Source organism: Chryseobacterium cucumeris, assembly GCF_001593385.1.
In the GTDB taxonomy this organism is placed as follows: domain Bacteria; phylum Bacteroidota; class Bacteroidia; order Flavobacteriales; family Weeksellaceae; genus Chryseobacterium; species Chryseobacterium cucumeris.
In genome coordinates this window covers 87,599-109,623 of the sequence record NZ_LUVZ01000034.1, presented here as the reverse complement: position 1 = coordinate 109,623, position 22,025 = coordinate 87,599, and the positions used below count along the sequence as shown (strand labels likewise).

Here is a 22,025-nt window from a genome sequence, read left to right as displayed (position 1 = left end):
TCTTAATCTCTCAATAGTAAATTAGGCATTTAGCATTAGCATTGTAATGCTGAGCGGAGTCGAAGCATTTTAAACACATGAATATAAGAAGTGGCAGAATCTGTGGGAAATAAACTGTTAAACAAAGACGTTCAAAACTATATCAATGCAAATCTAAAAACAGATCTGCACTCATTATTACTAAAAAAATCCCCTTTTCCTGAGGTTTCCATGCATGAAATTGTACAACAGATCAAAGGAAAACAGGTGGCAGAGAGAAAATTTCCGTTTCTCTTAAAAGAGGGTATTCTCTTCCCACCACAGCTTAATCTTGAACAGTCTTCATCAGAAAAAACAGCGCTTTATAAATCAGGATTTCTAAAAGGAAATAAATTCATTGACCTTACAAGCGGTTTTGGGATTGATGCCTTTTATCTGTCTCAAAATTTTGAGAATGTCACTTTAATAGAGCAGAATACAGAGCTTTTAGAGATTGTTGAAAATAACTGGGGCATTTTACATCGTAAGGCGAAATTTATCAATCTTAAGCTTGAAGATTTTCTGAATGAGAATCAGGAACACTTTGATGTCATTTATCTTGACCCAGCCAGAAGGGATGAGCAAAAAAACAAAGTTTTTCTTTTGGAAGATCTGTCTCCTGATATTCTTGAAATTCAGGAAAAGTTATGTTCAATATCCGATCTTGTGGTGATAAAGCTTTCCCCGTTGATTGATCTTAAATATCTTGTTTCAGTATTGCCGGATATTTCAAGAATGGATATTATTGCTCTGAAAAATGACGTGAAAGAGGTTGTCGTATTTCTTTCCAACGAAAATAGGGATAAGATCATCTTTAATTGTGTGAACCTTGAAAGCAATGACTCTGTCTTTAGTTTTACATTTGGGGAAGAAGAAACTGCGCAATCCGAATATTCTGAACCAGAAAGATACATTTACATCCCCAATCATTCCATTCTGAAGGCTGGAGTCTTTAATCTGATCTCTCAGAAATTCGGGTTAAAAAAGCTTCATCCCAATAGCCATCTTTATACTTCCAGCGAAAGAATTGAAAACTTCCCCGGAAGAATTTTAGAAATGGAATCTGTTGATTCTAAAAGCATTAAAAAGAAAGAACAGTTCAATATTATTACAAAAAATTACCCTCTAAAACCTGAAGAAATCAAAAAGAAATATGGTTTAAAAGACGGAGGGGACCGGTATCTTATTTTTACCCAATCCAAAAAAGGGAAAATAATATTAAAATCAGTATAAAAATGTTGCCGAAAAAAGCAGGATTTCTTACTTTTGGGCAATCAAAAATTGAAGCATGAAATCGTTTGCTGTTTGGAGATCAAATAAGTTAAAATAGTGCGGTTTCATTTTACCTTTTAAAAAAAATAATTTTACATATGAAAAAATTAGTTATATGTTTAGCGATTGCAACGGTAGCGGTAAGCTGTAAGAAAGTTCCACAAGGAGGAAACAGAGGTACTTTGAAACTTGAAGAAGGAGTAGAAAGATATTCTGACGACCCTCAGGGAGAAGCTCACGGACATGAAGCCGGAGCTGCAGAACATAAAGAAGAGGCTCATGCAACACCAGAAGCAGCTGCTCCAAAAGCTGACAGTACTGCGGCTGCAAAACCTGCTGAAGCTGATAAAGCACCAAAAGCTGAACACTAATTAGAAGTACAAAATATATAAGTGCCCTGTTTCTGCAGGGCATTTTTTTATTAAAAAAGAGGACTATAAGGTTCATTAACACGAGGTTGGGAAAATCCTTTCTTTTTGTTTGTTCCTGCCGGGCATTTTTTTTAATTTTAACAAAATAAATTTTTACAATGCAAGAGACATTAAATTACATTAACGAAAACAAACAGCGTTTCGTGGATGAATTATTTGAGTTATTGAGAATTCCTTCTATTTCTGCAGATCCGGCGTATAAAAAAGACGTTTTGAAATGTGCAGATGTAGTGGCAGCACACCTTAAAAATGCAGGCGCTGATAATGTGGAAGTTTGCAACACAAAGGGATATCCAATTGTTTTCGGGGAAAAGATTTTAGATAAAAATTTACCTACAGTTTTGGTATACGGACACTATGATGTTCAGCCGGCAGATCCATTGGAATTATGGACAAAGCCACCTTTTGAGCCTTATATTGAAAAAACTGAATTACACCCTGAAGGAGCTATCTTCGCAAGAGGTTCTGCTGATGATAAAGGACAGTTCTTCATGCATTTGAAAGCCTTTGAAGCGATGATGAAGACCAATGCTCTTCCTTGCAATGTTAAATTTATCTTAGAAGGAGAAGAAGAAGTAGGATCAGTAAGCTTAGGCGACTGGGTCAATGAAAATAAAGAGAAATTAGCTTGTGACTGTATCTTAATTTCCGATACTCACATTTATAGTAACGAACAGCCGACTGTAACAACAGGTTTAAGAGGTTTAAGCTACGTAGAAGTAGAAGTGGAAGGCCCGAACAGAGACTTACACTCAGGCCTTTACGGCGGAGCAGTTCCGAACCCTATCCACGTTCTTTCAAGAATGATCGCGAATCTGATTGATGAAAACGGGCATATCACCATTGACGGATTCTACGACAATGTTGAAACTGTTTCAGATGCGGAAAGAGCTGAAATGAACAAATTGAAAGACAATCCGGAAGAATTCAAAAAATCAATCGGATTGGGTAATATCGAAGGGGAAAAAGGATATACAACTTTAGAAAGAACATCTATTCGTCCTACTTTAGACTGCAACGGAATCTGGGGCGGCTATACAGGAGAAGGAGCAAAAACAGTAATTCCTTCAAAAGCTTTTGCTAAAATTTCAATGCGTTTGGTACCTTATCAGACACCACAGGAAATTACGGAGAAGTTTACAAAATATTTTGAAAAGATTGCTCCGGATACAGTAAAAGTTAAAGTTACTCCTCACCACGGAGGTATGCCTTACGTTTTACCAACAGATACCAAAGAATTTGCGGCAGCAAAACAGGCGATGGAATCAGCATTCGGAAAAGAAGTTCTTCCTTACAGAGGAGGAGGAAGTATTCCGATTACAGCAATGTTTGAGCAGGTTTTAGGAGCTAAGTCTGTATTGATGGGCTTTGGGTTGGATTCTGATGCTATTCATTCTCCAAACGAACATTACGGACTGTTCAATTTCTATAAAGGGATTGAAAGTATTCCGTTGTTCTTTGAGAATTATTCAAAATAATTAATCGAAAACACGATATGATAAGGTATTTCTGCAAAGAAATACCTTATTTTTTTGCTCTTTTATCAATTGTTAGCGAAATATTTTCAAGGTTTTGAAAATTAAATTCACTGAAAATAAATGGGTTAATTTTTTATTTGCAATAAGTTATTTCACTATTCATTGAAAGTTTATATTTTTAATACAAAACTTGATTTGCTATGAAAAAATACTACTCAATTGCATTTTTGCTATCATCATTCTGTGTTTTCGCCCAACAAGCCATATCCTTTGAACCTATTGAGGGGTTCAACGTTGGAGATGTCAATGGACAGGCAGGCTGGATCAGTACTCCCACAGGAGGTGTACCGGAAAATGTTACCCATCAAACTATCAGTTTAGATAAAGCAAGTGATGGAAGCCGTTCTCTGAGAATTGTTAAAGAAAATACATATGGAACGCAGGCTGAGCCAATCATCGGAGGTTTTTATAATCTGTCCGTTCCCCTTGCTCACAATAATTTTTCTGTATCATTCGATATCAATATGTCACAACTCAACGGGTCTGATTTTGGTTTTCAGGCTGTAAACAGTATTGATGACCAGTTTGTCGTAAGGGTAGATTTTGGAAAAACCGGGTCAGTAAAGATCCTGGATATGTTATCTGGTATACAGAACCTTATTGTTGCACCTTCCATCTGGCTGTCAAATACCTGGTATCGGTTAAAAGTAGTGGGAAGCGCTACGGATGTCCGGTATTATCTTAATGATTTGCTGATCTATACGGGTGTAGCAGCAAGTTCATTGAATATAAACCAGCTTCGCTTTGTTCATAATAATTCTTTGGGGTCAGCTTATATTGATCATATTAAAATTAATAGCGAGCTGGGAACAATGGGTGTTCAGGATTCCAATGCAAATATTAAAAAAATATCTCTTTATCCTAATCCTGCAACGGATTTCATCCATATTAATGCTGCTGCCAAAGTAAAAAGTATAGAACTCTACGACGAAACTGGTAAGCTGATAAAGACTGAAATAAACCATAATAAAATAGAGGTAAAAGGCTTACCCAAAGGAATATATATGGTTAATATAAAAACTGAAGAAAGAAATTTTACTGAAAAAGTGATCATCAGATAAATTATTTCATACCTCTGAAAACATGTGCTCTTTTTAGCGTTTTAGTGTATTTGTGGATGATTTTTCGGAATTATTGTTTGTTCTTGGATTTAATATCTTTATTATTTTTAGTTAAAAATATTATGTTAATTTTATAATATACGTAAAATATTCATATATTTTGCTTTTTAGATTTAAAACGTATATATTTGCTTGAAACTAAAAAAATATCATGAAGAAACTTTACATTTTCGCAATTTCGTTGATCTCGATATCATCTTTTGCTCAACAAACTATTTCTTTTGAAGCCAGTGAGGGATATACTGCAGGAAACATTAACGGGCAGCAGGGCTGGGTTACTACTAATAATGGAGCTACACCGCCAGTATATCTGACAAGTCAATTGGTATCCGCTGAAATGGCAAGCCAGGGGTCAAACAGTTTTAAAATAACAACAGACGCAGCTTACGGACCACAACAGAGTCCTGTAATGGGTGGTTTCTATACCTTCACTACACCATTAACATACAATAGCTTTACCCAATCATTTGATGTGAGACTTACCCAAAAAAGTACATCAAGTTCAGATTTCGTTTTTAGAACAGTAAATACCGTAGGAACAGGAGGAATTGTTACTTATATTGATTTTTCTTATGATGGAAGCATTCTGATTGCAACAGCGGGTTCAAATAATTTAGTCGATACCAATCAAACCTGGAATGCCAATACATGGTACAGGGTAAAAATAGTTTCTACGGCTACAGGAATCCAATATTACCTGAATGATGCTCTAATTTATACAGGACAACCATTCAGCAATAACAATATTAACAGAATGGATTTTGTACATGATAATTATGGAGGGTCTGCCTATATCGATAATATCAAAATTAATAATGAAGCAGCCTTGTCTACAAAAGACGCTGTTAAAAATGACGTAAAACTGTCTATTTATCCAAACCCGGCTACGGATGTTATAAAAATCACAACGCCTAACAAAATCAAACATGTTGAAGCATATGATATGTCTGGAAAGAGAGTGGATGTAACATTGAACGGAGATCAGGTAAATGTTAGAAATCTGTCTGCCGGAGCTTATTTGCTGAATATAGAAACAGAAGGAAGAAACTTCACAGAGAAGTTCATCAAAAAATAATTACTGATAAATCTTAGGATCAGCAAAACGCTCCAATTGGAGCGTTTTTGTTATTTTAGAGAATTAAAATTTCAATCATATGTCAGATCATAAAACAGCTTATATAACAGGAGGAACCAAAGGAATAGGTTTCGGGATTGCAAAAATTTTACTGGAAAATGGCATTTCTGTGGCATTTTCAGGAAGAAAAAGAGAAGATGTAATGAGGGCAGAAGAAGAACTTAAGCAATATTCAGAAAATGTTTTGGGGATTGTTTCTGATGTAAGAAGTCTGGAAAGCGAACAGGAAGCCGTAAAATATACCGTTGAAAAGTTCGGTAGACTGGATTATATTATTGCCAATGCAGGATTGGGTATTTTTAAGCCCGTAGATGAACTAACGGCAGAGGAGTGGAATGATATGATAGAAACGAATCTTACAGGTGTTTTTTATACCTTAAAAGCCTCTGTGGAAGAACTTAAAAAGACAGAAGGGTACTATATTACCATTTCCAGTCTTGCCGGAGCGAATTTCTTTGAAAATGGTACAGGATACAACGCTTCAAAATTTGGAGTGGTAGGTTTCACACAGGCTGCAATGATCGATTTAAGAAAATACAATATTAAATCTACGGTGATCATGCCAGGGTCTGTGGCCACTCATTTTAACGGAAATATTCCGTCTGAAAAGGACAGTTGGAAGATCCAGCCCGAAGATATGGGGAATCTTATATTGGATATTTTAAAGATGAATCCAAGAGTTTTGCCAAGTAAAATAGAGTTTAGAGCAACGAAACCAGCTAAGTAACTACATCTAATGTATTGAATAATAATTTAATAAGTATTATGCATGCATAATATATTTTTTATTTATATTAGCAAAAATTAATTCAAACAAAATCTCTGCATAAACTGTCATGATTTTATGCGCCAAAAGGGAAAAAATAAAATAGTACACATGAAAATATTAGTTTGTATTAGTAGTGTTCCGGATACTACTTCCAAAATTAACTTTACAGCAGACAAATCTGCTTTCGACAAAAACGGAATTCAGTGGGTAATTAATCCTCTAGACGAATTTGCGTTGACAAAAGCGGTTAAACTTCAGGAATCTCAGGGAGCAACAGTAACAGTAATCAACGTAGGTGATGCTGCTACAGAACCTGTAATCAGAAAAGCTTTGGCAATTGGTGCTAATGATGCAGTAAGAGTAAATCTTGATCCGAAAGACAGCTATTCTACAGCAAAAGAAATTGCAGCTGTAGCTCAAAACGGAGGATATGATCTTATCCTTTGCGGAAAAGAATCTATCGATTATAACGGAGGTTCGGTTCCTGGAATGGTGGCTCAGTTATTAAACCAACCTTTCGTAAACGCTTCAGTAGGATTAGACGTTAACGGAAGCGAAGCTACTGCAGTAAGAGAAATTGAAGGAGGAAAAGAAACTATTTCTGTAAAATTACCGGCAATTATTGCAGGTCAGAAAGGATTAGTAGATGAGAAAGATCTTATCATCCCGAATATGAGAGGAATTATGTCTGCAAGAACAAAACCTTTGCAGGTAGTAGAACCTTCTTCTTCAGAAGTAAAAGTTCAGGGAGTATCTTATGACAGCGTTCCGCCAAGAGCTGCTGTGAAAATGGTTTCTCCGGATAACCTTGATGAATTGGTAAGATTACTTCACGAAGAAGCTAAAGTAATCTAATCTTTAAATTTTTCAATCTTTAAATTTTAAATGTAAAACAATGGCAGTATTCGTATACGCAGAAAATATAAACGGAGTTTACAAAAAAGCAGCTTTTGAAGCAGTTTCTTATGCTAAAGCTATCGCTGATAAAGCAGGAGATACCGTTACGGCAATCTCTGTAAATCCAACAGATTCTTCAGATTTATTATACAAATATGGAGCATCAAACGTAATCAATATCAAAGACGAAGGTCTTAAAAATTTCTCAGCAAAAGCTTTTGCACAGGCTGTAAGTGAAGTTGCAGACGGAAATATTATAGTTTTCCCTCACACTACTGACGCTTCTTCCATTGCTCCTATGCTTGCTGTGATGAAGAACTATTCTTTAATTACCAATGCATTGGAAGCTCCTGAAAGCCTTTCTCCTTTCCAGGTAAAAAGAAGAGCATTCTCAGGAAAAGGTTTCATGCATGCAAAAGCAGAAGGGAACGGAGTAATCGTTACTGTTTCTCAAAACGCTTTCGGTGTTAAAGAAAATGCAGTATCAGGTTCAGAAGAAGTGAAAAACTTATCGGTAGCGAATGAAGATACTAAGGTGATCTCTCACGAGCAGAGCTCAGGTAAATTAGACCTTAAAGAAGCTGAAATTGTTGTTTCTGCAGGTAGAGGGATGAAAGGACCTGAAAACTGGGGAATGATCGAAGATTTGGCAAACGTTTTAGGAGCAGCTACAGCATGTTCTAAACCAGTTTCTGATATCGGATGGAGACCTCACACAGAACACGTAGGACAAACAGGTAAAGCAATTTCTCCGAATCTTTACATTGCTGTAGGGATTTCAGGAGCGATTCAGCACCTTGCAGGGGTTAACTCTTCAAAAACTATCGTAGTAATTAACAGTGATCCTGAAGCACCGTTCTTCAAGTCTGCTGACTACGGAGTAGTAGGAGATGCTTTCCAGATTATTCCTGCACTAACAGAGAAAATTAAAGCAATTAAAGGATAAGAAAGTGAATTGTGAATAGTCAATTCTCGCTTTGCTCGTCGATTTTTAATTAAATAAATCACTTGCGAAACAAAATTTACTATTGACGTTTGACAATCATCAACTATACAGATAAAAGCTCGGCTTTCCGGGCTTTTATTTTTGCGTAAAAAAGTGAAAACACAATAAAAAATTAATCTATATTTGTAGCTATGGATTATAAGCAGCTAATTATTCGCGGAATATCGTACAGCCAGACCCAGTCGGGGGCTTATGCATTGTTATTGGAACATGAAGAAACACACATAAAATTACCTGTTGTTATAGGAAATTTCGAAGCCCAGTCTATCTCTCTCGGATTGGAAAAAGATATTCATCCACCGCGTCCTCTTACTCATGATTTATTTACAAAATTTATAGTTTCTGCCAATTATGAGTTAATTTCTGTCATCATCTATCAGATTGTAGACGGAGTTTTCTTTTCAAATATTAACTTTAAAAATAAAGTAACAGAAGAAGAACTGATCCTAGATGCCAGAACTTCAGATGCTGTTGCCATGGCCGTAAGATTTGATGCGCCAATATTTACAACGCAGCAGGTTTTAAACGAAGCAGGAATTTTACTGGAACTGGAAGACGTTTCAAAAGAAGAACAATCATTCTCAGAAACTGTACAGACAGAAGATAACTTAAAATCTCTTTCTATGGAAGAGCTTCAGAAATTATTAGATGAAGCCGTTAAAGAAGAAGACTATGATACCGCTCTTGAAATCCAGGAAGAAATCAAGAGGAGGAAAAAGAAAATTGATTAAAGAGATACTTTTTATATAAACTATGAATTTAAAATTACGACTGACCATCCTCAGTTTTCTCCAATTTTTTGTTTGGGGAGCGTGGCTGATTACGATGGCAAACTTCTGGTTTGGCACAAAACATTGGGATGGAACTCAGTTTGGAGCTGTGTTCGGAACAATGGGAATTGCTTCTATCTTTATGCCAACCATTACTGGAATTATCGCTGACCGTTGGGTAAATGCGGAGCGTATATTTTCAGTATTACACATTCTTTATGGGGTTATTCTTTTTATACTGCCTCATTCTGCAGATCCGAATTCCTTCTTTTCGGTAATGCTTGTGGCCATGTGTTTCTACATGCCTACCATCGCATTGGCCAATTCAATTTCTTATACAATCCTGAAAAATAACAATCTGGATGTAGTGAAAGACTTTCCACCGATTCGTGTGTGGGGAACTATTGGTTTTATTGTTGCCATGTGGATCACCAACCTTAGTGGAAATAAAGCAACAGAAGGTCAGTTTTATATCGGAGGTGTTGTAGCCATTTTCTTAGGCATTTATGCCCTTACACTTCCAAAATGTCCACCTCAAAAACTGATTGACAAAAATTCGCCGTTATCCGAGCAATTAGGCTTAAATGCATTTAAGCTTTTTGGAAACTATAAAATGGCATTATTCTTTATGTTTTCAATGCTTTTGGGAGCTGCTCTTCAGCTTACCAATGCATATGGTGACGTATTTTTAAGTGAATTTGCTAATTTCCCTAAATATGCAGACTCATTCGTAGTACAGAGATCTACCATTATCATGTCAATTTCTCAGGTTTCAGAAACACTGTTTATTTTGGCAATTCCTTTCTTCCTAAAGAAATTTGGAATTAAAAAAGTAATGCTGATGTCTATGCTGGCCTGGGTGTTAAGATTCGGATTCTTTGCTTATGGTGTTCCGGACGGATTTGGACTTTCATTAATCATTCTTTCATGTATTGTGTACGGAATGGCTTTCGATTTCTTTAATATCTCAGGATCCCTTTTCGTGGAAACAACTACTGATAAAAAGATACGTTCTTCGGCTCAGGGATTATTTATGATGATGACCAACGGTTTTGGAGCGGTTTTCGGAAGTTATGCCGCAGGATGGGCTATTGATAAGTTCTTTACCCACAAGTTTTCTACGGCTTCAGATCTTTCTGCTTACCTGCAGACAACCCCTGATAATCCTACTTTCCTGAACATTTTAAAGAAAAGCTTCAATGCAGCTGTCAATTCAGATGGAACCCTTTCCTCTGTGGTGATGGTAAAAGACTGGCAGCAGATATGGCTTTCTTTTGCAATTTATGCGTTAATACTGGCGGTTTTCTTTGCCGTACTGTTTAAACATAAACATAACCCGGAAGATGTTTCATCAGTGAAACACTAATTGAAACTTATATTTACTAAGATATTAAATTGCATTTTTTTTCAAAAATGCAATTTTTTTATTTTCAGATATCCTTTTATGCGATAAAGCTTTGCAGAAGAAAAATATGGAGTTCTATCGTGATATAAACTGCAAGTGGTTATTTTTAATTTGATAATAAATTTTGTTTTTATTTGTAAAATAGTTAAAAATACTGAATCTTTTTTGTAGCTAACAAGTGTTCGGGTACGGAATTTCTATTTTTAAAACACACTCTTTAAAAGTGTGTTTTTTTTTGTATTTTGGCACTTTAGTAAATATGAAAAATATTCAGTTATTAGGATTACTGTTAGTAATTATAGGTAGTTTTCTACCCTTGGTACATGTGCCTGTAATAGGGAACTGGAACTATTGGAAGCTTGATCATTATCTGGCTATAGCATGCTGGATTTTTTCTGCTTGTGCTGTTTTTGGAATTGTAAATAACAGTTCCAAAATCGTAAGGTTTTTTGGTATTCTGCTTATTCTTTTATTCGGATTTACCCTGGTTGCTGTAAAAATGCAGTCGCTGCAATATTTTAGTTTTTTACCATTCAAATCCTGGCAGGAAACTTTTGCCGGAATTGTTAAACTGAAATGGGGTTGGGCTGTAGAATTTTTAGGCGCTTTTCTGATGGTTTTTGCAGGAGGAAATAAAAAAGTTAACAACAGAACACAAATATAAACATGAACTTCTTAACACTTTTTTCAGCAGGAATTTTGTTGACAGCAGCTACACAGATTCAAGCTCAGGCAACGGGACAGAAAAAACCGGATAATCCGCCTAAATGTACAAATATAAAAGAAGGAACGTTTGTAAGGCCCAATTACCCGGAAGCAATATGGTATATGACCATTAAAGATAATGTTCAAACCGAATATTTCAATAATGGAAAAGACTTTATCAAATCGACATTGGTTTTTGTGGATGACTGCAATTATAAAGCAATCGTATTGGAGAAATCCGATAAAAATGACCCCGCACAGATAGGAGATGTCTTCAATAATAAAATAGTAGCTACTCAGGATAATATTCTGAAAGTGAATACCAAAATTGAAGGAACTCAATTTGATATAGTATACGTAAAAGTAAAATAAATTCTAACTATAAAAACGGAATCTTTGTTCCGTTTCAGCTAAATAAAAATTATATACATGAAAGAAGTATTCATTGTTTCCGCGGTAAGAACGCCTATGGGGAGTTTTATGGGAAGCTTATCAACAGTTCCGGCTACAAAACTGGGAGCAACTGCTGTAAAAGGAGCATTAGATAAAATCGGTTTAGATCCTAATCAGGTTCAGGAAATCTATATGGGAAATGTTCTTCAGGCAGGAGAAGGCCAGGCGCCGGCTCGTCAGGTTGCTTTAGGAGCAGGTCTTTCAATCAATACACCTTCTACTACAGTCAATAAAGTTTGTGCTTCAGGAATGAAGGCTGTAACAATGGCAGCTCAGGCTATTAAAGCTGGTGATGCAGAAGTAATTGTTGCAGGAGGTATGGAAAACATGTCTTTAGTTCCTCATTATTACAATGCAAGAGTGGCTACAAAGTTAGGCGATATCAAAATGCTTGACGGAATGGTGCTTGACGGTCTTACAGACGTATACAACAAAGTACATATGGGAGTATGTGCAGAAAAATGTGCTACAGACTATAATATTACAAGAGAAGATCAGGATAACTTCGCTGTAGAATCTTACAAAAGGTCAGCAAAAGCATGGAGCGAAGGTAAATTCAACGAAGAAATTGTACCGGTTTCTATTCCTCAGAGAAAAGGAGAGCCAGTAATCTTTGCGGAAGATGAAGAATACAAAGCAGTAAACTTCGATAGAATTTCAACACTTCCTACGGTATTCAAAAAAGAAGAAGGAACTGTAACAGCAGCAAACGCATCTACTCTGAACGATGGTGCTTCTGCGTTGATCCTTGTTTCCAAAGAAAAAATGGAAGAACTTGGATTGAAGCCTCTAGCAAAAATCGTTTCTTATGCTGATGCAGCACAGGAGCCTGAAAACTTTACAACAGCTCCGGCAAAAGCTCTACCTATTGCTCTTAAAAAAGCAGGATTAGAAGTTTCAGATATCGATTTCTTCGAATTCAACGAAGCTTTCTCAGTAGTAGGATTAGCTAACAACAAAATCTTAGGATTAGATGCTGCTAAAGTAAACGTAAACGGAGGTGCTGTAGCATTAGGACACCCACTGGGAAGTTCAGGTTCAAGAATCATTGTTACATTGATCAACGTATTGAAGCAAAATAATGCGAAATACGGAGCTGCAGCTATCTGTAATGGTGGTGGCGGTGCTTCTGCAATTGTGATTGAAAACTTATAATTGAGACATACAATTTAAAATATACAAATCGGGGTACAAAGACCCCGATTTTTTGTTGCAGAATAGAATGATATTGTCTTCAATCATACATTCAGATTGATCATATGAACCGTCTGGCCTTTACGGACACAGACGAAAGCATTGATTAATACCTTATCACCTTTAAAAAGTATAAAATAAGATTAAAACTTTGCTGAATTATTTCAATACCCTACAATTATTATTTTCAAAATAACATTAAAAACCGTAGAATATTCAGTAGTTTTTCTATTTTTGTGCTACTAATATATATTTGAAATGTCTGAAACTGAGAATCGACAGCCTAAAAACATAAAGAATAATCCGAAAATTATGAAAGCCTGGGCTGTATATGACTGGGCAAATTCTGTTTATTCCCTGGTGATTACCTCTACCATTTTCCCCATTTATTACTCTATCCTGACCACCGCTTACGAGAAAAAAGAATATGTAGCGGAAACAAAAACATGGATTGATGTTCCGGTGAGGCATATGATCAAAATTTTTGGCGAAGAATATCAGCCGGATGCGGTGTATGGGTATTCCCTTACCATATCATTCTTTATCGTAGTATTGCTGTCTCCATTTTTATCTTCATTAGCGGATACCATAGGAAACAAAAAGTCTTTCCTGCAGTTTTTCTGCTATCTTGGTGCAACATCTTGTATGGGATTGGCCATGTTTACGGGAATGCATAATGTATTTCTGGGACTTTTATTCAGCATTACAGCCAGTGTCGGTTTCTGGGGAAGTTTAGTTTTTTATAACTCTTTCCTCCCGGATATTGCAACACCGGACAGACAGGACGCGCTTTCTGCAAGAGGGTATGTTTACGGATATATCGGCTCGGTAGTTTTAGTAGTCATCTGTTTGGTATTGATTCAGGTTTTTGCCAAAGGAGCAGCCCAGCAGCTACTGTTTACAAGAATCAGTTTCCTTTTAACAGGAGCATGGTGGTTCGGGTTTTCTCAATATACATTCAAACATCTTCCTCAATTTGGGGATGTGAAAGATAAACTTCCTAAAGATTTAGTACTCCTGAACTATAAAAATATCTTCAAAAAACATGAAGAGCAGGGTGGTTTCTTTGAAGTATTTAAAGATAACCTGAGCTTCTATAAAGATATTGCAAAAGAAAGTTTTCACGAACTGTTTAAAGTAGGCGGAGAGCTTTTCAAAGATAGAAATCTGAAATTCTTCCTTTCGAGTTTCTTCTTTTACAGTGTAGGAATGCAGACTATTTTCCTGATGGCTACATTATTTGGAAAAAGTGAAATTAATCTTGCTCAGGATAAACTTATCGGAACTCTTTTGGTGATTCAGATTGAAGCAATCATTGGAGCGGTTATTTTCTCACGGTTATCAAAGAGAATTGGTAACAGAAATGTTATTTCAATTGCGATCATCCTTTGGATTGTAGCTTGTCTCTGGGCTTATTTCCTGAACAAAGAAAATCCTACAGTGGAATATCAGTTTTATGGAGTAGCAGCTGTAGTAGGTTTGGTAATGGGTGGCCTTCAGGCAATGTCCAGATCCACATATTCAAAATTACTTCCTGAAAACTCAATGGAAAACACTACTTACTTCAGTTTCTATGATGTTTTGGAGAAAATTGCCATCATTATCGGAACATTTATCTTTGCAACATTGATTGAACATTTCAATAATATGCGTATTGCAGCCTTATCAATGACCATATTTTTTGGAGCAGGATTAATTTTAATACGATTCCTGAACGTTAAAATGAGAAAAGACAGAGAAACATTATAATTTTAAAAGACGTTATTTTTAACGTCTTTTTTTGTCAAGGTAATTCATTGAATTTTATTTATGAAATTAAATTTATTTACCATATTTTTTTCGTATTTTTAATAGAAGAACTGAAGAAAGTAAAATAGGAGACAATTCGGCCTGAATTTTGCTTATATTCAGCGGAATAATTTTTAACTTTGCAAAAAGATTTATTGTCAATATGACCAACCCTTTATTTTATGCAAAAATAATCCTGTTTGGAGAATATGGAATGATTGAAGATTCCCAGGGGCTTGTAGTACCCTACAGCTTCTATAAAGGAACTTTGAAATTTTCAGATTTGAGTTCTGAATTTGAACTTAATTCCAACAGACATCTGCAGAAATATTCTGAATTTCTTACAGCACTCGATCTTTCTGACGATTTTAAGTTGGATATTGAGAGCTTCAAAAATGATATTTCAAACGGACTTTTCTTTGATTCCAATATTCCTCAGGGATATGGAGTGGGAAGTTCCGGGGCTTTGGTAGCTGCTATTTTTGAAAAATATTCAGTCAGCAAACTGAACCCTGAAAACATTTCAAAAGATAATCTTAAAAAATTAAAAGCTGTTTTCGGTGAAATGGAAAGCTATTTCCATGGAAAAAGTTCAGGAATGGATCCACTGATCTGTTATATGAATCTGCCAATCCTTATCGAAAATAAAGAAAATTTAGACAGGGTAGATATTCCGGAAGGTGAAGAAGGAAAAGGAGCCATTTTCCTGATTGATTCCGGAATGACAGGAGAGACAGGACCTATGATCCAGATTTTCTTCGAAAAAATGAAAACAGAAGGTTTCCGTAAAACCCTGAAAGAAGAGTTTATCCGTTATAACAACGCATGTATCGAATCTTTCCTTAAAAAAGACATGAACCCTTTCTTCAGAAATCTTAAAAAGCTTTCTCACTGGGCTTATGAACATTTCCGTCCTATGATCCCTGAAAGTATTTTTAATATCTGGAAAAAAGGTCTGGATTCTAACGCTTATTATCTGAAACTGTGCGGTAGCGGTGGAGGCGGCTATATCTTAGGATTTACCAAAGATTATGCAAAAGCAGAAAAAATGCTTGATGGCTTCCAAAAAGAAGTGATTTACAGATTTTAAATAGATTGGAATGAATTCTGAAAAAGAACCTTTCCAATCTAAAAATTATCTCTCAAAATCTCTATTTTACAGATTTTCACAATTCGTGGGCTTTCTCCTCGGAGCACGTTTTTTTGTAGCCGCTCTTTTGACGTTTGCTCTTTATGTTTCTACTTTTTTCCTGTTCAATCAGGATGAATCTTTCAGAAAATTTGTCTTTGATTTTAAAGTTCACGGTATTATTTTTTGTACCGTCCTTACGATTCTGGCAGGCGGTATTATCAATCAATTCTATGACCTGGAGAAAGATCATTTGGTAAAACCTTTCAGAACAAGGTTACAGAGGTTCATCAAACAGAAATATTTTCTCTATGCATACCTGGCTCTCAGTGCTATTTCTTTAGGGGTAGCCTGGATGATTTCTCATAATGTATTTGCCTTTTTTGTGGTATATCAGTTCTTTATGTGGTTTTACAGTCATAAACTGAGCAGAATACTGATACTGAACAATCTCACTTTTGTCAGCCTCACCCTGTATCCGTTCTTTGGAATGATGGTGTATTACGAAACCTTTTCCAAAAAGGTTTTCCTGATGGCTGTCTTTCTGTTTCTTATCCTGCTCTGTATTGATATTGTGAAAGATACTCTTACCAGAAGTGTGGATAAAACATTCGGATACACCACAATTCCCAATTATTTTAAAAGCAGAAATACAAAAATTATTCTGACTTCTTTACTCATCATTACCATGGTAGTTTCAATGAAGATTATTACAAAAACCAGTATTACCGGGTTTATGGCCTATTATTTTGCCGGAGGGCTTTTTGTTATGATCGTATGCATTTATCTCCTGTTAAATGCTTCCCGAAGAAGTAACTTATTTACATTGAATATATTACGTTTCTGGGTTTTTATTGGAATCATCGCAATGCTTTTAAATGGAATAGAGCATAAATTGTAAAAAAATTCTTTAAATAAACTGAGGTTATTATTACCTTTGCATAACTAAATTTAATAAATAGGAATGCCCATTTTTAATGATACTAAAATTGCATTTGCAGACAAGTCTGATGCACAATTGAGAAAGGCTTACTGGATGTTTAAAATGATTGAACAGCCAGCTCTTACAAGCCTTGGAACATCTGTTCTGAATTTCACAGTACACAATAACTTTCCTTTCGTAACCGGAATTGTAAAAAATACCTTATTTGCACAGTTCTGTGGTGGTGAAACCCGTGAAGAGAGTATGAAAGTGGTGAAGCAGCTGTTCAAAAGAGGAGTTGGAAGTATTTTTGATTATTCCATTGAAGGGAAAGAAGATGAGGAAACCTTTGATGCGGTTTGCAAAGAAATTAAGGATATTGTAAGATTCTCAGTAGGAAATCCGGCAATTCCTTTTATTGTTTTTAAACCTACTGCTTTCGGAAGAATTGATCTGTATGAAGCTGTTGGAAAAGGAGCAGAACTTACTACCAGCCAGAAAGAAGAATGGGAAAGAGTCGTAAAAAGATTTGATGAAGTATGCAGTCTTTGCCATGAACATGATAAAAAAGTAATGGTGGATGCTGAAGAAACCTGGATGCAGGATGCAGCAGACCATCTTTGCGAAGAGATGATGGAGAAATATAACCAGCAGAAGCCTATCGTTTGGAATACCATCCAGATGTACAGAACCGGAAGACTGGAGTATATGGAAGCCAACCTTCAAAGAGCAAGAGAGAAAAATTACTTCATTGGCTACAAGATCGTACGTGGCGCTTATATGGAAAAAGAAAGAGCCAGAGCAGCAGAAAAAGGGTATGCAGATCCGATTCAGCCAACTAAAGAGGCTTCAGATAAAAATTATAATGCAGGAATTGACTTCGTGATGGATCATCTGGATAAGGTTTCAGCGTTCTTTGGAACCCATAACGAAATCTCTTCTGAGCTGATTATGGATAAAATGAAAGCAAAATCTCTGGAAAACGGTAATCCACACGTTTATTTCGGACAGCTTTATGGAATGAGTGATAATATTACCTTCTATTTGTCTGATAAAGGCTATAATGTGGCTAAATATCTTCCATACGGACCTGTAAAGGATGTTGTGCCATATTTGACGAGAAGAGCCCAGGAAAATACGTCTGTAGCCGGACAAACAGGAAGAGAGCTTGGACTGATCAAAAAAGAATTGGAAAGAAGAAAGAAATAATAATATTGTCCACAATATATATTAGGCCTGCAGTTTTGCGGGTCTTTTTTATTGAAATTAAGCGACTGGGAAAATATAGAAATTAATAATAATCGAAAAAATTGTCTGTTGTTGTGATTATATAGTAAAATAATTTTATTTTTATTGCTGATTTGATTTTAAATAATTATATTTGATAGAGCCATAAAACGAATGCAAAAAAAATAATTTCAATTACTGTTATAATTCTGTTTTAGAATAGAATCTCAACCATATAATAATCCAATACTATTACCCTTTTAAATAGCCCAAATTGTAAAAACTATAATTATAGGAACAGATGATCATAAAAAAGAAAAACTCTATCAACTGTATCCTGTAAAAATTTTAAAATAAAATAAAGCAATAGCTTTAGTTTTCTTCTTCAAATATTTTTTAACCTGATCATCTTCTTTGATCAGGTTTTTTAAGGCTCAAAACTTTCGAATTTTCCGTTTTCGTAGAAGAGAACGATACGTTTTATTTTACTTTGCTGATTACCAAATAGTTGACCTAAAATATGATTGTCGGAATTTTCTAATCGCTGAGAATCCGATATTTTTTCCGGAACTTTATCCTGGGCTGGTATAAACGATTCTCCAGGACTTGACGCTGGAGCTTCTGCTTCCGTTTCATCACTTCCAAATTCATCATCGTCATTCATCATGGTGAAAAGGTCGGGTAGTGGAGTTGTTTTTATTTTTTCCTCTTCAGTATTTCCTTCGCTAGTTTCTGATTCGGGAAGTTGAGATTTCAGCATCTCACCTTCACCGGTAACCAGCCAGTCCCAAAGAAGTTCCGGGAAACGGGATTTTATTTTTATGATAAATTCAAGAGACGGTTTGTTTCTTCCTGATGTGATATGAGAAATAGACGAACGCTGTACATCAATCTCATCTGCAAACTCAGAAGGAGTAAGACGAGAATACTCTATAATTTTGGAAATTCTTTCATTTAAACTCATAAAAATAAGCTATTAATTATTTTACAAATGTAACAAATAAAATTTACAAATGCAAAATACAAATGTAAATAAAGTAAAATTTCTTTTGTATACATTTGTAACATACTTTTAATTATTTTAAAATCAGATAATTATGCATAAATTACAAATGTATTTGCTTATTATCCAATCTATTGTTACAACGCTCAACAGGTCATTTATATCTATTAAAAGACTGATATTCTTCCAAAGTAATGGTTTAAAAATGTAATTTTAATCCATTGACGGAGTTATTTTGTCTATTAAATATCCTTAAAAATAGAATATACATTATTAAACTACTTAAATCATTTCCGGAAACAGAATTATAGCTAAATACCCTTTGTAAAGCATATAAAAGTACTTTTGGTATAATTACATTAGTAAATTACTGATGTAAACATACTAATTTAAGTTTATATTAGGCGAAGTTGAAAGAAAAACAATAGTCCTGTTAAACAACAAATTTTAAAGCTCTTAAAAAAAGTGTTATTTGAGTCATTTTCAGAAATCTGTTTGGTTGTTTACTGATTTTACATATGTATACAACGATAAACAACAAGGTTATCCACAATTTAAATGTTTAATAAAATAACTCTTAAATGATGAATTAAAGCCTTTTAATCACTTAAAGTAATGTTATAAAAACAATTGAGATAGATTTTATAAATAACTGGTTTTTAGTATTTTAAATATATTGAATTAAATTATTCGCAATCCACAATTTTATCCACAGACAATTTGTCTTTCGCTATTGTTTAATAAGGTTACAATTGTTAACCTATATTCATAACTCAAAAAATTTCTAATTTAAACCTTGTAAACAATTTTAAAACCAGATGGCAAATGTAAATTTGTAAATTTTACTATCATTTACAAATGTTAATTTAAGTTTTTGACTAAAAATGGCTAAATTTGATTCTTGTAAACTATTCCTACAATGAATTTTGAACAGATCTATTCACAAAACCCCGATTTCTCAAATCGCTATATTTCTCCTGAAAAATTATTTTCTTATCTACAGGACAATCTCAGTGATTATATTCAGGAGATCGGAACATCCTATTTAGATAAACCTATTTATCAGTTAAGCATCGGAACCGGAAACATTCAGGTATTGGCCTGGTCACAAATGCACGGAAATGAATCCAATGCAACCCATGCTATGCTTGACCTTTTGATAAGTCTTGATAAAGCTCCCGAAATGAAAGAAGATTTGTTCAGTAAAATAAAACTTGATTTTATATTCATGCTGAATCCGGACGGATCTGAAAGATGGACCAGATTAAATGCAGCCGATATTGATCTGAACAGAGATTTTCATAATGAAGCAAGTAAAGAGATTAAATTCCTGAAGAAAGCAGCTGCTTCCAAAAAATACGATTATGCTTTAAACCTTCATGAGCAGAGAACCATTTTTACTACTGATGGAATTCATCCTGCTACGCTTTCATTTTTGGCTCCTTCTGAAAATGTAGAACGGACGGTTACCGAAAACAGAAAAAAATGTATGGCCGTCATTGGAAGCGTGTACAATCATTTAAAAGAAATGATTCCCAACCAGATCGGAAGATATTCTGATGAATTTTATCCGACTTCTACCGGAGATAACTTTATCAAAGCAGGAATGCCAACCATCTTATTTGAAGGCGGGCACTTTGTTGAAGATTATACCCGGAAAGGAACAAGAAAATACTATACAATTGCTCTTTATTATGCATTAAAAGCAATCAGTGAACTGAACTCTGATACTACAGGCTGGGAAACTTACCTTGAAATTCCCGAGAACCAGGAAACGCATTATGATGTTATTTACAGAAATGTAAAGCTGAATACAGAGCATGAATGTATTTTGGATATTGCCGTTCAGTACAGGGAGATCAAAGAAGAAGGAAAGAATGAAATTTCTTTTATTCCTTTTGTGATGGAAGCAGGGGACGTAAAACAAAAGAAAGGCTGGCTGGAAATAGACTGTACCGGAAAGAAATTTATTTCTGCAACTAAATATCCTAAACTGGATGCTGTGGTAGAATTTAAAATTGAAGATTAAAACAATGGTATAAAGATAATCTCCGTTACTAAATTAATTAATAAGGATTATTATGATGAAAAATTTTCTGACCTTAATTTTATTGATAAGTATGGGATTGCCTTTGATGGCACAAAATCAGTCTGCCATTCCCTATAAAGCAAATGATAGTGTAATGGTGACCGTAATCCTCCGCCACATGCAGGAAAATCCTGTGGACTCAATCCAGGCAAGAGTGATGAAGCAAAAATTTTATCAGAAGCTCAATAAAAGTCACACCCGTATTGTATCCTGGAATGTTGTGATGGGAATAGGACAGATTATTACTTTAAGATTTAAACCTGAATACACAAGAGAAGTGAATCAGGTTTTTGAAAGCGGAGCTTGGGGTGGATTCAAGACAGAGTTTTATCCATCGTATGATTTTCTACCTGTTTATCCGGTAATGTCAGAAAAAGAAAAGAAACTGAGTAAATAATAAGATCAGTTAATATCATCTTATAAAAAATTCGGCAGGCCTAAAGGCCTGCCGAATTTGTATTTTTATATCTGATTTCAGAATTTGACTAGTAAATAAAATTTATATTCAATAGAAATGGGCTTTATCCTATAGAATGTTAAAAAATATTCATCCGGTTTTAGCCAAAATCTAATTTTATAGATTTTATTCAATAATTAAGCTTACTTAACCACTTTAATTCCATTCGCCACAAATCTGATCTCTTCTTTAGGTTGAGTAATGGCATCAATTTCAGACTGTGGCTGTTTAGCATCTTCTGCATAATGTTTCTGCTCATTTACAGAAATTACTTTTCTTTCTGCATTACCATCCAATACTACATTTTTTCCTTTTAAAGCTGTAGGTACGAAGAAAGCATAGTCTTTCATTTTTACAAAAAACTTAGAATTATCTTCTGTCTGGATTGTAAGCCAGCAACCTTTTTTGTCACATACGTCAGTTACTTTTCCTTTAATAGATACATTCTCAACTTTTTTGTTGTCTTTTTTAAGCTGCTTATTCAATTTATCTACGCTGATCGCTTTGGATACAGCAGATGAAGTTACTTGGCTTCCATAAGTATCACCTACCAAAGCTTTCCCTTCTGGTGGTCCGGATTGAGCAAATGCTAATGAAGAGCCTGTAAAAGCGGCAGCAAATAATAAAACTTTAAATTTCATGTTTAATATTTTTTTCAAAAATACTAATTAAAATTGAATCATAAAGGAATAAAAA

The 22,025-nt window shown here is 34.9% G+C and carries 21 protein-coding genes; 19 read left to right on the top strand and 2 right to left on the bottom strand.

What is annotated here, in order from left to right; translation table 11 throughout:
* The first annotated feature begins 90 nt into the window (after positions 1-90).
* The 17 genes from A1704_RS15645 to A1704_RS15565 all read left to right on the top strand — a co-directional run bounded on the left by A1704_RS15645 (position 91) and on the right by A1704_RS15565 (position 17,762).
* The gene (locus A1704_RS15645) at positions 91-1,251 is read left to right on the top strand and encodes a class I SAM-dependent methyltransferase (protein ID WP_082798798.1); all 1,161 of its coding nucleotides are present in this window, start codon (positions 91-93) and stop codon (positions 1,249-1,251) included.
* Between the two features lie 137 nt (positions 1,252-1,388).
* On the top strand, positions 1,389-1,661 hold the full coding sequence (locus tag A1704_RS15640) for a hypothetical protein (protein ID WP_062674994.1): 273 nt from the start codon (positions 1,389-1,391) through the stop codon (positions 1,659-1,661).
* Positions 1,662-1,819: 158 nt separating this feature from the next.
* Entirely contained in the window at positions 1,820-3,199 is a 1,380-nt protein-coding gene (locus A1704_RS15635) for a dipeptidase (RefSeq protein WP_062674992.1), read from the top strand.
* 200 nt (positions 3,200-3,399) lie between these two features.
* Positions 3,400-4,320 carry a T9SS type A sorting domain-containing protein gene (locus A1704_RS15630; protein WP_062674991.1) on the top strand — a complete coding sequence of 307 codons (921 nt, stop codon included), beginning with the start codon at positions 3,400-3,402 and terminating at the stop codon, positions 4,318-4,320.
* Positions 4,321-4,531: 211 nt separating this feature from the next.
* Complete coding sequence (locus A1704_RS15625; protein ID WP_062674989.1) at positions 4,532-5,455, top strand: T9SS type A sorting domain-containing protein; 924 nt, start codon at positions 4,532-4,534, stop codon at positions 5,453-5,455.
* A gap of 79 nt (positions 5,456-5,534) precedes the next feature.
* A complete protein-coding gene (locus A1704_RS15620; protein WP_062674986.1) occupies positions 5,535-6,242 on the top strand; it encodes an SDR family oxidoreductase in 708 nt (235 codons plus the stop codon).
* Between the two features lie 150 nt (positions 6,243-6,392).
* Entirely contained in the window at positions 6,393-7,139 is a 747-nt protein-coding gene (locus tag A1704_RS15615; protein ID WP_034697635.1) for an electron transfer flavoprotein subunit beta/FixA family protein, read from the top strand.
* Positions 7,140-7,179: 40 nt separating this feature from the next.
* A complete protein-coding gene (locus tag A1704_RS15610) occupies positions 7,180-8,127 on the top strand; it encodes an electron transfer flavoprotein subunit alpha/FixB family protein (protein ID WP_062674983.1) in 948 nt (315 codons plus the stop codon).
* Between the two features lie 191 nt (positions 8,128-8,318).
* The gene (locus tag A1704_RS15605) at positions 8,319-8,918 is read left to right on the top strand and encodes a bifunctional nuclease family protein (protein WP_062674981.1); all 600 of its coding nucleotides are present in this window, start codon (positions 8,319-8,321) and stop codon (positions 8,916-8,918) included.
* Between the two features lie 22 nt (positions 8,919-8,940).
* Positions 8,941-10,323, top strand: coding sequence for a nucleoside permease (locus tag A1704_RS15600; RefSeq protein WP_062674979.1), 1,383 nt, complete (start codon positions 8,941-8,943; stop codon positions 10,321-10,323).
* A 298-nt stretch (positions 10,324-10,621) separates the two neighbouring features.
* Positions 10,622-11,026: a hypothetical protein gene (locus tag A1704_RS15595; protein WP_062674976.1), complete on the top strand. Its 405-nt coding sequence runs from the start codon at positions 10,622-10,624 to the stop codon at positions 11,024-11,026.
* Between the two features lie 2 nt (positions 11,027-11,028).
* Complete coding sequence (locus tag A1704_RS15590; RefSeq protein ID WP_062674975.1) at positions 11,029-11,439, top strand: hypothetical protein; 411 nt, start codon at positions 11,029-11,031, stop codon at positions 11,437-11,439.
* Positions 11,440-11,496: 57 nt separating this feature from the next.
* Positions 11,497-12,675, top strand: a complete 1,179-nt coding sequence (locus A1704_RS15585) for an acetyl-CoA C-acyltransferase (RefSeq protein ID WP_062674974.1) — start codon at positions 11,497-11,499, stop codon at positions 12,673-12,675.
* 297 nt (positions 12,676-12,972) lie between these two features.
* Positions 12,973-14,463 carry an MFS transporter gene (locus A1704_RS15580; protein ID WP_062674972.1) on the top strand — a complete coding sequence of 497 codons (1,491 nt, stop codon included), beginning with the start codon at positions 12,973-12,975 and terminating at the stop codon, positions 14,461-14,463.
* Positions 14,464-14,665: 202 nt separating this feature from the next.
* On the top strand, positions 14,666-15,592 hold the full coding sequence (locus A1704_RS15575; RefSeq protein WP_062674970.1) for a mevalonate kinase family protein: 927 nt from the start codon (positions 14,666-14,668) through the stop codon (positions 15,590-15,592).
* A gap of 10 nt (positions 15,593-15,602) precedes the next feature.
* The gene (locus A1704_RS15570) at positions 15,603-16,532 is read left to right on the top strand and encodes a UbiA family prenyltransferase (RefSeq protein ID WP_062674967.1); all 930 of its coding nucleotides are present in this window, start codon (positions 15,603-15,605) and stop codon (positions 16,530-16,532) included.
* Positions 16,533-16,595: 63 nt separating this feature from the next.
* Positions 16,596-17,762: a proline dehydrogenase family protein gene (locus A1704_RS15565; RefSeq protein WP_062674965.1), complete on the top strand. Its 1,167-nt coding sequence runs from the start codon at positions 16,596-16,598 to the stop codon at positions 17,760-17,762.
* Positions 17,763-18,207: 445 nt separating this feature from the next.
* Here the strand turns inward: A1704_RS15565 and A1704_RS15560 are convergent, their stop codons facing one another.
* The gene (locus tag A1704_RS15560) at positions 18,208-18,744 is read right to left on the bottom strand and encodes a helix-turn-helix domain-containing protein (protein ID WP_062674963.1); all 537 of its coding nucleotides are present in this window, start codon (positions 18,742-18,744) and stop codon (positions 18,208-18,210) included.
* A gap of 958 nt (positions 18,745-19,702) precedes the next feature.
* Between A1704_RS15560 and A1704_RS15555 the strand changes: the two genes are divergently transcribed.
* Together A1704_RS15555 and A1704_RS15550 are read left to right on the top strand one after the other, a co-directional pair.
* Positions 19,703-20,812, top strand: a complete 1,110-nt coding sequence (locus tag A1704_RS15555) for a M14 family zinc carboxypeptidase (protein ID WP_062674961.1) — start codon at positions 19,703-19,705, stop codon at positions 20,810-20,812.
* A gap of 52 nt (positions 20,813-20,864) precedes the next feature.
* Complete coding sequence (locus A1704_RS15550) at positions 20,865-21,269, top strand: hypothetical protein (RefSeq protein ID WP_065119654.1); 405 nt, start codon at positions 20,865-20,867, stop codon at positions 21,267-21,269.
* A gap of 203 nt (positions 21,270-21,472) precedes the next feature.
* Here the strand turns inward: A1704_RS15550 and A1704_RS15545 are convergent, their stop codons facing one another.
* On the bottom strand, positions 21,473-21,970 hold the full coding sequence (locus A1704_RS15545) for a DUF4920 domain-containing protein (RefSeq protein ID WP_062674957.1): 498 nt from the start codon (positions 21,968-21,970) through the stop codon (positions 21,473-21,475).
* Between the last annotated feature and the right edge of the window lie 55 nt (positions 21,971-22,025).